Annotated in this window: 12 protein-coding genes; 5 read left to right on the top strand and 7 right to left on the bottom strand. The window is 41.2% G+C overall.

Translation table 11 applies throughout. The features are described 5' to 3' along the window. Nucleotides 1-123: 123 nt before the first annotated feature. The 3 genes from J3L18_RS05270 (at nt 124) to J3L18_RS05260 (ending at nt 2,461) form a co-directional block, all read left to right on the top strand. Nucleotides 124-1,059, top strand: a complete 936-nt coding sequence (locus tag J3L18_RS05270) for a DUF5996 family protein (protein WP_129571286.1) — start codon at nt 124-126, stop codon at nt 1,057-1,059. Nucleotides 1,060-1,225: 166 nt separating this feature from the next. Continuing rightward, nucleotides 1,226-1,960: a hypothetical protein gene (locus J3L18_RS05265; protein WP_129571287.1), complete on the top strand. Its 735-nt coding sequence runs from the start codon at nt 1,226-1,228 to the stop codon at nt 1,958-1,960. A 252-nt stretch (nt 1,961-2,212) separates the two neighbouring features. Then, nucleotides 2,213-2,461 (top strand): hypothetical protein, encoded by a 249-nt coding sequence (locus tag J3L18_RS05260; protein WP_129571288.1) that lies wholly within the window; start codon nt 2,213-2,215, stop codon nt 2,459-2,461. On the opposite strand, the gene J3L18_RS05255 is transcribed toward J3L18_RS05260, so the two are convergent. Together J3L18_RS05255 and J3L18_RS05250 are read right to left on the bottom strand one after the other, a co-directional pair. Next, nucleotides 2,462-3,016 (bottom strand): hypothetical protein, encoded by a 555-nt coding sequence (locus tag J3L18_RS05255; protein ID WP_129571289.1) that lies wholly within the window; start codon nt 3,014-3,016, stop codon nt 2,462-2,464. Nucleotides 3,017-3,173: 157 nt separating this feature from the next. After that, the gene (locus tag J3L18_RS05250; RefSeq protein ID WP_112658559.1) at nt 3,174-3,722 is read right to left on the bottom strand and encodes a fasciclin domain-containing protein; all 549 of its coding nucleotides are present in this window, start codon (nt 3,720-3,722) and stop codon (nt 3,174-3,176) included. A 226-nt stretch (nt 3,723-3,948) separates the two neighbouring features. Here J3L18_RS05250 and J3L18_RS05245 point away from each other — a divergent pair, with 226 nt between their 5' ends. Further along, on the top strand, nt 3,949-4,179 hold the full coding sequence (locus J3L18_RS05245; protein ID WP_112658560.1) for a helix-turn-helix domain-containing protein: 231 nt from the start codon (nt 3,949-3,951) through the stop codon (nt 4,177-4,179). 282 nt (nt 4,180-4,461) lie between these two features. Here the strand turns inward: J3L18_RS05245 and J3L18_RS05240 are convergent, their stop codons facing one another. Further along, complete coding sequence (locus tag J3L18_RS05240; protein ID WP_167516089.1) at nt 4,462-5,073, bottom strand: TetR/AcrR family transcriptional regulator; 612 nt, start codon at nt 5,071-5,073, stop codon at nt 4,462-4,464. 55 nt (nt 5,074-5,128) lie between these two features. Next, nucleotides 5,129-6,676 carry a DHA2 family efflux MFS transporter permease subunit gene (locus J3L18_RS05235; protein ID WP_112658562.1) on the bottom strand — a complete coding sequence of 516 codons (1,548 nt, stop codon included), beginning with the start codon at nt 6,674-6,676 and terminating at the stop codon, nt 5,129-5,131. A 409-nt stretch (nt 6,677-7,085) separates the two neighbouring features. Between J3L18_RS05235 and J3L18_RS05230 the strand changes: the two genes are divergently transcribed. Further along, entirely contained in the window at nt 7,086-7,247 is a 162-nt protein-coding gene (locus J3L18_RS05230) for a hypothetical protein (protein WP_189549430.1), read from the top strand. Between the two features lie 14 nt (nt 7,248-7,261). Here J3L18_RS05230 and J3L18_RS05225 read toward each other — a convergent pair whose 3' ends face one another. The 3 genes from J3L18_RS05225 to J3L18_RS05215 all read right to left on the bottom strand — a co-directional run bounded on the left by J3L18_RS05225 (nt 7,262) and on the right by J3L18_RS05215 (nt 11,337). After that, nucleotides 7,262-7,633, bottom strand: coding sequence for a VOC family protein (locus J3L18_RS05225; RefSeq protein ID WP_091162444.1), 372 nt, complete (start codon nt 7,631-7,633; stop codon nt 7,262-7,264). Nucleotides 7,634-7,752: 119 nt separating this feature from the next. After that, the gene (locus J3L18_RS05220) at nt 7,753-10,317 is read right to left on the bottom strand and encodes a DUF7133 domain-containing protein (protein ID WP_208102498.1); all 2,565 of its coding nucleotides are present in this window, start codon (nt 10,315-10,317) and stop codon (nt 7,753-7,755) included. Nucleotides 10,318-10,479: 162 nt separating this feature from the next. Next, on the bottom strand, nt 10,480-11,337 hold the full coding sequence (locus J3L18_RS05215) for a 3-keto-disaccharide hydrolase (protein ID WP_112658564.1): 858 nt from the start codon (nt 11,335-11,337) through the stop codon (nt 10,480-10,482). Between the last annotated feature and the right edge of the window lie 63 nt (nt 11,338-11,400).

Genomic DNA, 11,400 nt, shown 5'->3' with positions numbered 1-11,400 from the left:
TAAAAATGTGACACTGGAGCGAAATCGAAAGCTTTAATTCTCATTTGACTGAAAATTAAAGCTAAGATCCCAGAAAACATTTGTAATTTAGGATTAAGTGAATTAACTCAACAAGCTATACCTATGAGCAACCCGACAACAACACGCTGGCCCAGGCTCGATTACCATGATCTTAAAGATACCCTTGCAAGTGTTCATATGTGGACCCAAATCATTGGTAAGGTAAGATTAAAACAAATGCCCTGGATCAATCATTCATGGCAGGTAACCCTTTATGTAAGTTCAACCGGCTTAACTACAGGGAGCATGCCATTTGAGGGCGGCGTTTTCCAGATAGATCTTGATTTTATCAGTCATACCCTGAATATATCCACCAGTACCGGAGAAAAACGATCGTTTGGGCTGGGGACCGGAAGTGTGTCCGCATTTTATAGTTCCCTGATGGATAGTATTGCTTCAGTTAATGCAAACGCAGAAATATATGCAGTGCCGAATGAAGTGGAGCCGGCTATTCCTTTTGCCGAAAATCATACGCCGTGTAACTATAATGCTTCCATTATGCATGATTACTGGCAGGCGCTGGTAAGGATCCACAATGTTTTCACCGAATTCAGGGCCGGGTTTCAAGGTAAAAATAGCCCGGTACATTTCTTTTGGGGAGGATTTGACCTGGCGGTCACCCGCTTTTCGGGCAGGCCTGCACCAAAACACCAGGGCAGTGTTCCCAATATGCCCGCAATAGTAATGCAGGAAGCTTATTCACAGGAAGTGAGCTCATGCGGCTTTTGGCCGGGATCGGATGCTTTCCCCCATCCCGTTTTTTACGCATATTGCTACCCAACTCCTGAAGATTTTGCCCAACAGCAGGTATCGCCTCCCGAAGCATTTTACAGCGGGGAAATGGGTGAGTTTTTATTGACTTACGAAGTTGTTTCCCGATCCGCCGACCCGGAAAGGACTTTGCTTCAATTTTTGCAATCCACCTATGATGCCGCGGCTAAAACGGGAAATTGGGATAAAGATCTGCAATGCGATTTGTCGGCGTTAAAGAACGCGTGAGATAAATATTGAGGGGCCGGAAAATCCTAAAACAACAGAATTTATCGATACCCCTATTTAACATTTCAGCAGTTATCGTTTATTACAATTTAATAATTCAATAATAATATAATATTTTTTTTCAACTCGATATATAATAATACCTTTGGAAAAAAACCTATTCCAAATGAAAAAAAACCTATGTATTGCATTCATTCTTTTGATTTGTGGATGCTCTAAAAACCCTTCTAATCATCCAATCGCTAACGACGCGAAAAAAACACAAAATCCTTTCGGAATAACCTCTTCAGGCACCAATGAAAGTGGGGCGGACAGTTTATCTAATACTAACAAAACTGAAGTAACTAAGCGCGTTTCAGTTAACAGTATTTCATGCGCCTTATCACAAGTAGGGAGCACTACTCATTTTTCGCCAAGTTACTATACAGTAATTGGCACGTTCCCTTCTTCGTCTTCATTTCCATCAGTTGTTGTTCCTAAAGGTACATGGCAAGCAGGAATTTATGCCTTTAACAACCAAGGCGACGGTAACCTTGTAGTTTATGTCCATTCAACAGGAAAAGTACTATGGGCCAGCAACACAAGTGATAAACAAACTAGATTAGATCTACAAAATGATTTAAATCTCGTTTTGTATCAAGTTAATGGGCCTCCTGTTTTTGAATCACAGACATATTATTTCAAGTGTGGATCTCAAAATCCTCAAAATACTCAATTGGTGCTTACCGTTGACGGAGACCTTGCCATAATTGCTGATGGTGTAAATGGAAATGGTTCTCTTTCTACTGTAAATTTAGCGGATACACGTACCTTTGGCGGAGCTACAAGTCCAAATTCGGGAAGCTTTTTTAAACTTTATACTACATCTCCCGGACCGGGAACCTATCCTTTCAAATACTGAAACATACAAATTTTATTGTAAGGTTCGATGGCCAAAGGCTTATGGATATAAAACTCCATAGGCCTTTAGCTTTTATTAAAAAATATTTAATTGTCATTCCTTATTGCCCATCGAATTAGAGACAATAAATAATCCAAAGAAATAAAATCTTTAAAACAATATACTCGTTTCTCACTGCATCAATTAATCACATTTTCCATTTGCTTTTATCTCGGCAATAATTTAACTTTATTTAGCAATAATTATTTGATTATGAGCCAATTTCCAGATCCTAACGAAACCCCAACCCCTGAAGAAGACAGTGGAAATATCCCTGATATCTGGGATATCAAAACATCAGGCAAGGGCCGTGTGGGCAGGTCAGACATTAACCTTGATGAGGCCATGCCTTGTGCCGAAGACAGCGAGCCTTATTTGGAAGGGGATATAGATACCCCCGGTTTATGGGATGATAACGACCTGTCATCGTCTGATCAGGCGGATTATCTGGGAGCGGAGTAGTCAGGAAGCTATGGTTGCAATAGCAAAAGCTATCCCCATAACTATAGGCGAAAAAAATATTGCCCGTAAACAAAGTACGTAAATATTCCATCTGTAATCGTTTTTCTTTGTGTTTTGCTCAATCCGTTCCTGGTAATTGATGATCTCAACCTTGTAAAACCTCAGGATCCTTTCATTATCAACAATATCCTTATGGAAAAATGCCTTATCAAAGTATATTTTGGGGCTTGTACCTGGCAAAAGATATTCGCTTGGGGTTAAACCTTGCAGTACAAACATTAAACCTACTATCAGAAAATAAAAGATCCCTACAATTGCTGTAAATAACAAACTATCCAAGTGAGGTGTATCCTTCCATTTTCCGATAGCATAAGCCACAAGACCAATTAAAACACCTGAAACCAGGGTTACTAATCCGTTTGATCGTTCATAAATACCCTTTGCAGTTTCTATGGTGTAGTTATATGATTTTTCGGCCTGTTCAAATATGAACTTTGCATCTTCCAGGGTCAATTTATTGAGCCATTCCTTTTTTTCCTGCCAGTAGTTTTCCATATGGATACTTTTAACCTAATTTAAACTAAATCTGGCGTAATCCATACAAAATCAACCAAATACAATTTAATTCGCCTCATGTATTGGCGTACCCCAATAAAAAAGCCCGGCGCTTTTTTAAGCAACAGGGCTTCGTTCTTTTATATTTGGGCTTCTATTAGTTAGGCATCAGCACAGTATTAACTACATGGATAACACCATTTTTTTGAAACACATCGGCAATGGTGACCCATGACTTATCACCTTTTTCGTCGACAAGGTATAGTTTTTTGCCTTTTGCCATAACGGTAAGTGTACCGCCCGCTACAGTTTTTAGTTCGGCTTTCCCCATACCAGCCTTAACTTTAGTCCATAAATCTGCCGAGCTTAAACGGCCCGCTACTACGTGATAAGTTAGGATCTTGGTCAGCATTGCTTTATTCTCTGGTTTTAATAAAGTTGGAACGGTCTCTTTCGGCAGTTTACTAAATGCTTCATTAGTTGGCGCAAAAACGGTGAACGGGCCCTCGCCCTTCAGGGTTTCAACCAGGCCTGCTGCCTTAACCGCGGCAACAAGTGTAGTGTGATCTTTTGAATTTACAGCATTATCAATAATATCTTTGGTGGGGTACATAGCCGCGCCGCCTACCATTTTGGTTTGAGCGTTGACTTTAGGGACTACTGCAAAAGCTACTAATGCAAAGGCCGCGATGATCATTTTTTTCATAAATTATTATTTCAATTAGTTTGGAAGAAACTACGATTCAAGGCAGCTAACGGATTTACAATCAATCAAAAACACGCACAAAAACCTAATTATCAACAAGTTAATAATACCCTATTTTAGAGTAAAGCTAAGTTTTCGGCATAATAAACAACTCACCTGTTTATTACATGCATTTCCAATCCGGGGCGTTCACAATTACGTTTATAATTGAAACCAGTAACAACAAATGCTCACCGAAAAACTTATAGCCAACAGGATCCGTGCAATAAGGCAAGAAAAAAATTACACTCAGTTTTACGTTGCCTACAAGCTTAACGTATCACAAAACACGTTCAGTAAAATTGAATTAGGAAATGTTAAACTGACCCTTGCCAGACTCATTGATATAGCAAAGGTTTTGGAAGTTGATTTGCATGACTTTTTAAAAGAAGAGCATTTGCATATTATCGCGAGGTAATACTTTCCCTGGAGCTATTCGGCTCTCCAAGTCGCTTATTTCTATTTTCCAGGAAGATCAATCATACATTTTCGGGATATGACTTTGACCGCGGAATCTTCAATAAATTAAGCCTGGTTATTAACACTTCATGAAAAACACAACATTGATTTACCGTGTACTGCCCGGCTCGCTTTATCTGATATTCGGCCTCAATTACTTTTTACATTTCATAACCTATCAATCGCTTCACTCAGGCAAAGCAGGGGTTTTCATAGCAGGCCTAAAAGGCAAGGGATATTCCTACACACCCTTTAAAGCCTGTGCTATCCAAATTGGAATTAGCTTCTTTCTTTCCTTTATCATCGTTGTAAATTCGGCGGCATCAAAATAGCCTGCCTCCAATTGCCTCGGTCGCACAAGAAAAGGGAAAACAATCATACCGGCAATATTCCACATTAGGTTAATGGGATGAAATTTCATGACGCCATCGGCCTGCAATGCATAAAGCTGCCTGGCAAAAACAGAATCGGTTAATGTCTTAATTTTTTCGACCATGGGCAAGGTGGTGTGCCCTGCAAGCACTTCGTTTACCATAAAAAATGGAAAATCAGGATTTTCTAAAAGCTGGTCGATATAATACCCTACGCAAATCTCTATCTTTTCAATAGCTGTGGAAGACTCGTCGTTTAAAACCGGTTCAATTTTATCAAAAAGCTTTTTTATGGTTTCGTCCATGATAAACTCAAAAAGATTTTCCTTACTGCGGAAATAATAGTTAACCGATGCCACGTTGGTATTGGCTTCGGTAGCTATGTCCCGTACAGTAGTTGCCAGGAAGCCCTTTTTAGTGAAGATGCTCCTTGCAGCATTCAGTATTTTTTCTTCGGTTGTTGTTTCGGCTATTGTAGTCATGGATGATATATGTTTCAAATTTAGTGATTCAAAAACATATATCATCCGGAGCTGATTAATGTGTATCAGCCACAGCCTTTTGCCCTTTTACAATCGGCGCTAAAAATATCAGCGGAATGGCTGCCAGCATCACCCAACCAACCACAATGTAAGCGTCGTTATAACTTAGCAGTGTGCTTTGCTTGTTTACAGTACCGTCAATAGCGGCATAGGCCATTTTTGAAGCATCAAAAAACGATTTCCCTTTAGCCATAAACCCGTGCAAAAGTGAGTTATACCTATCGGTAAAATAGTTATTATACGTATTGATATTACTCAACAAGTTATTGCGGTGCGTTGCCACGCGGATATGGATCAGCGTATTTAGCCCGGCAATACCAAACGAACCGCCAAGCTGACGCATCATATTATTTAAGCCGGTTCCCTGCCCTATCTCAGCCCCCTTTAAGCCACCGATGGCAATAGTAGTAAGCGGAACAAAAAGGAGTGACAAACCGATCCCCCTGATAGCCAAAGGCCAAAAGAAATCGCCGGTACCTGATACCAGCGTCGAGCCGCTCATAAACCAGGAGAAAATGAAGAACAATATCATGCCCCCCACAGCCATAAACTGTGCAGGTAAACCTTTATTAAGCATAATACCAACAAAAGGCATCATCATAATGGTGAACAAACCACCCGGCAGCAGGATCTCGCCGGTTTGCTGTGCCGAAAACCCCAGCAGGTTTTGACAAAAAACCGGAAAAACGAACTGCGACCCATACAAGCCAACACCAAGTATAAAGGAAGTAACCATCCCGGCCGAAAAGCTGCGGTGCCGCATGATCTTAAAATTAACAATAGGATGATCGGTGCTTAACTCGCGCCACAAGAAAAGCAGCAGGCCGATAACCGCTGTACAGCTGAGTACAATAATATAAGTAGTGGCAAACCAGTCTTCATCCTCTCCCTTCTCTAATATGGTTTGTAAACTTCCTACCGTAATCGCTAACAAAGCAATCCCCCACCAGTCAATAGGTTTGTCCTTGCCATCGCGGGATGTCACTTTTACGTACATTACCGTAAATATCGATGCAAGGATGCCTACAGGGATATTCACGTAAAAGATCCAACGCCATGCCGCATGGTCTGTTATGTAACCACCAATTGTAGGGCCTATGGTTGGCCCTACTACTGCGCCCAATCCAAATAAAGCTGTTGCAGTGCCTAACTGTTCTGCCGGCCATGTTTCAATCAGGATAGCCTGTGATGTTGAAAGCAAACCGCCACCTGCTAAGCCCTGTAAAATCCGGAAAGCAACAAGCTCCGTAAGACTGCTCGCATTGCCGCATAAAAACGAGGCAATGGTAAATACAATGATGGACGTTAAAAAATAGTTTTTACGACCGAAAAAACTACTCAACCAGCCCGACATGGGCAAAATGATAACGTTTGCTACGCTGTAACCCGTAACTACCCACGCAGCATCAGTTATGGTGGCCCCAAGGTTACCCTGAATTTGAGGAATGGAAACGTTAACGATGGTGGTATCTATTAATTCTAACAATGAAGCAATGATTACCGTGATGGTAATGATCCACTTTTTAAATCCTGACTCGGCCATTTGATAATTTTTTTGTCTTAAATAATGGCACAAAATTAATCAATCGTTTGATTAAAACATTTGTTTTAAATATTTGTACAAATTATTACTATGCAGTGACATGATAATTAATATTAGATAGAAAGGCAGGGAATAGTTGGATTCTTTTGGATAAATAGATTGAGGCTGTATAAAAATTAAACAGACCGTCCTTACCAAAGAATTGAAATCTAATCGATAATATTTATTCAAAAGGGGGTTAACATGTTTCCGGACAAAACACGCAATTACATAATTATTAATTAGATATGCAAAACAACCCTAAATTGTGTTAACCCTGTTAACCCCTTCTGTTAGTACAGTCAATCCAAAACTATATATCGCTTAAGAATCTGAGTAAGGCAAAAAAAGAAGAGGCTGATCATGATTTATGATACAGTCAGTACTCACCGGAGATTTCATTGATTTTTTACATCATTTGCTACAAGCAGGTACTTTATTCTCGTACGAATACATCGATCCAGAGTATCAAAAATCACTGAAAGCTTTGCCCGAAATTGGGATGTGGTGGGACCATAATTTCCGGCTTTAGGCCACAGAAAAGAATTAAGGCTTGTTAAAAAATTCACCAAAATGCCAGAGGATTCCGGAGGGGTCATGTAAAAAACATTCCCTACCCCATTGCTCTACACGGATGGGGGTTAATCTTACTCCGGCATATTTTGCAGGCAGATCAAGAGCCAGCAACTCGTTCCAGTAGCGGGCAACATCATCAACTTCCAGAAACAACATGGTGTTATCAACCCAATCTTTAACGTAAGCGTTCTGAAGATAAAATGCCAGCTGACCTGTTTTGAACACCGACATATTGGCATCCAGTACAACCTCTTCAAATCCCAGGTCGCGATAAAAACTTCGCGATATTTCAAAATCTTTAGCGCCGATGAATGGCCTAAGCGATATAGCTTTGTGTTGCATAGTGTAATTTAAATTTGAGCCGGCAACCTGCTAAATAAGAAGCAAGTTGCCAACTAATTAAACACGAAGATACTTTATGACCGCTGGTTTTCAAGCAGCTTCAGACTTCTTCCTCATCTTTAATTTTTTTGCTGAGATAGAAAAGTAACCAGTGAGGCAAATTCATCATATGATAATGCATTGGCAAGCCCTACAGGCATCATAGATGTTTTCAGTTCCTTCCTTGTAATCACATCGCTGGATTTAATGGTAAATACATCTCCGGTAATGTTTCTCATCACTATTTTTTGGGCAGACTCATCTGTAATAAATCCCATATAATTTTTATTTCCTTTAGCTGTGATCATCACCGTGGCAAATCCCTGCGAAATAGAAGCGCTGGGTTTTAGGATGGATTCGGCAATTTGCTGGCGGTTCATAATAGACCCTATCTGTCCCATAAACGGGCCTTTTAATTTTTCGCCACGGGTAAGGCTATGGCAGGCTACACAACCTTGCTGCGTAAAGAGTGCCTTTCCTTTCTTTGGATCTCCTTTAACTTTGGCTAACATCAACATCACATCTTCAATAGATGAATTACCGATCTGCCCTTTTTTGTTCAGGATCTTTGACAAATCTACTTTAACCTCTTTTGTTGGAACACTTTTTTCCTCACCGCCAAAAGCCGTGATCCCCATTTGGTGGCGCTCATTCAGGTCAGCATAAAATTGCTTGCCGGCAGCGCCTGCTTTGCTTCGTTCAAGCGTCAGGAACTTCTCGATACGAGCCGAGCCACCCCAGGTTATACCCTTATAAATTGGGCCATGTGAATCGGGCCGGGTTCCCCACCACCAGGATGCATCATAGGGAGCTTCCTGCTTATAAAGGCGTGCCAGGGTTACCAATATTTGTTTCTTTGTTTTTACATCTTTGATTTTGGGATAAGCGGCAATCAAACCGTCTACCGCTTTAGTATCGTACATATACCGCAATGCCCATAATGCTAATGTCGAATTGGTAGTTCCAATTGCACCAACGCATGCATCAACCGCATTCATGCTTACAAGTGCCCTCACAGCCAGGTGGGGCAGTATTATGGCCGAATTTGGCGTGGCGTGCGGTCCTTCGGTATTTTTAGCAGGCGCTGCAAAACTTACAGGAACTTGCGTTTTAAGTAATTCAGAAGCTGCTTCTAAACGGCCAAGACGACCCAAACCTATAATTGCCGCAGCCTTCACGCGCGGAGACGGATCTTTCAGCCCGTTCAAAAACGGAGCTATTGGCACTTGTGCTATTCCTTCTTTCCTGTCTGTTAAGGCTCGTAATGCAAATTCCCTCAGAGCATTATCCTCCGTAAGTTGTACAAGGTTAGCTATTCCGCTCTCCCGGGCAATTTGTCCGTAAGTAAAAAGAGCAGCCACCCGTGCATATAAAGCAACACTTGCATCTGATGCTATGGCAAAAACTGCCTTGCTGCTTTCGTCGGCCGGCCTGGTAATAAGTTCCTGTGAAGCATTTAATCTCGCCACTGCGCTTTCTGATTTTAACATATTGGCCAAATCAGCTACGGCCAGCGCTTTAACATCAGGAAATGCTTTATAGTTCCATCCATTAGGTATGGCCCTGATAACATAGCCCTTTGATGCACTGCCCGAATATCCCGCGCCATCCCAGGCTGAAAGATAGAGCCGCCCCGAACCATCAACATCCAGATCCGTGATCTGGGGTAGTTCAATAAACGGTTCCTCAGTTTGTTTAAAACTGGCACCATCTGGTTTTACCCTATTAATATAAAGTTCGCTCCGTCCCCAGTCGGCCGTCATAGGTACATGGTTATATTTTTCGGGCCAGGTAGGTTCATCCATAAACAGCGAACCTGTGCCTGAGCCGCCGCCCAAATCAACCAGGGCGGGCAGAATCTCATCTGTAAAATGCTGAAATAATAAGGGGTAACCATATTCGCCCGATTGAATATGATGCGAAAAACGGATGTTCCAGCCGCCGCCATCATTGGTATTATCGCGGGTAAATACATTCATGTACGGATCTATGGCAACATCATAAATATTGCGTGTGCCGTGTGTATAAACCTCCATTTCTTTGCCATTAGGCCTTACCCTTATAATGCCGCCACCAAGCATAGTCAGTTTTTTACCATTGCGGTCGGTAGCATCATGAAAGCCGAAATCGCCAACAGCTATGTAGATCCATCCATCAATCCCCATACGGATGCCATTAGTAGCATGGTCTGTTCCGCGTTCAACCAGCATGTGAGCATTACTCAGGTGCTCGACGAGTGGTTTTGGCGGCCCGTCGGCTATGCCATCATGATCTTTATCTTCAAAAACTTCAAGGATCATACCGGTTGCCTTAAGAGTTTCTTTTGAAAAAACTGTATGAAGCACAAAAACCTGATCGCCCATGATGAGTATACCGCGCGGATCATCAACATCAGCAAAATCTGTATGTTTATCTAACTTACCATCATTATCGCTATCGATAAGTTTAATTATCCGCCCTTTCCCGGGGTCTTTACCCAGCGAACCAATCATATCAACGCCAACAAACACCTCGCCTGTGGCAGCCACAGCTAAACAAGCCGGACTTGGTGTAAGCTCAGGTCCGGCAAACCTGGTGATTGTAAAGCCAGCTGGCCAATGGAGCGAATCGCTCTTAGAATGACTTTGTCCTAGTATTGAAGCCAAAGTATTTGGTTTAGTGGGTCCCGATTGGTTACTGCGGGTATTTGCAAAATATTTGAACGTCAAAAAGAAAGATAAGCAGAAGAATAGGGTTAAGGAAAACTTTAACATTGTTATTTTTAATTATACAGGTAAAAGGCAGTCAAATTAGTCTTTTTATTTTATTTATTGTTTAGGAATCCGTTTCTCAGCAATTAACTGCTTAACTACGTCGGCCAATTTCTGACGATCATGCGCATATTTTTCAAGATCAACAATTTCAACTTTCCTAAACTCAACAGGATGACTTTCGCTTTGCAGAGAAATTGTACCACTTTTTAACAATGCACCCTCCTCTGTACTGCCAACGGGATCTAATTGCGGACGCTGATAACGTAACACTTCTTCTCCATTTACATAATGTATCACCAGCGAATCGCCTAAAACAAGAGCTTCTACCCTAACCCACTGATCGCCATGAAAGGTTTCCGATTTTGAATCCAGACAATGACTTTTAACAACTGAGTTATTTAAAACATACTGTGTACCGGGGGTGCACACGTTTGCGGTCGGCCGTTTATCTTTACCATTGCCGCCCAATAACTGAACCTCAATGGATATTGGAAAATCCTGGTCAACCTTCATAGTTTTAGGATCCTGCCCATGTATCATAATTCCGCTGTTGCGGAACGCCCATCCGGGGCCACCTTTTACCTGGTTACCTATGAAACGATACTCCACACCTATAAGATAATAAGAAAAAGGCTTTTTGTAAAACAAATGCCCAAACTGGTCATCAAATTTTTCATATTGATCATAATTTACCTGGATCTTATGATCAACAACCCTGAAGGTGTTACCAAAATTTTCATTTAATTGATGTTTCCTGATTTTAACAATCCAATCCGTTAAATCCTTTCCGTTAAAAAGCTGTTCCCACTTAACTTTCAATTTTGGGTCCGGGCTTTTCAACGCCAGCAATATGGGCAGGCTTATTAAAAATAAAACATTCAGTATTGAAAAAGTGAGTCCACGCTTTATCATGACATATTTTTTTATTATCTAACTATTAGTCTATTGCCCGAAAAATAAAAAAGCAGATTGCTA

Source organism: Mucilaginibacter gossypii (assembly GCF_017569325.2).
Taxonomy (GTDB): domain Bacteria; phylum Bacteroidota; class Bacteroidia; order Sphingobacteriales; family Sphingobacteriaceae; genus Mucilaginibacter; species Mucilaginibacter gossypii.
Note: the sequence above shows the minus strand (reverse complement) of the source record. Positions and strands in the feature narration are given on the sequence as shown.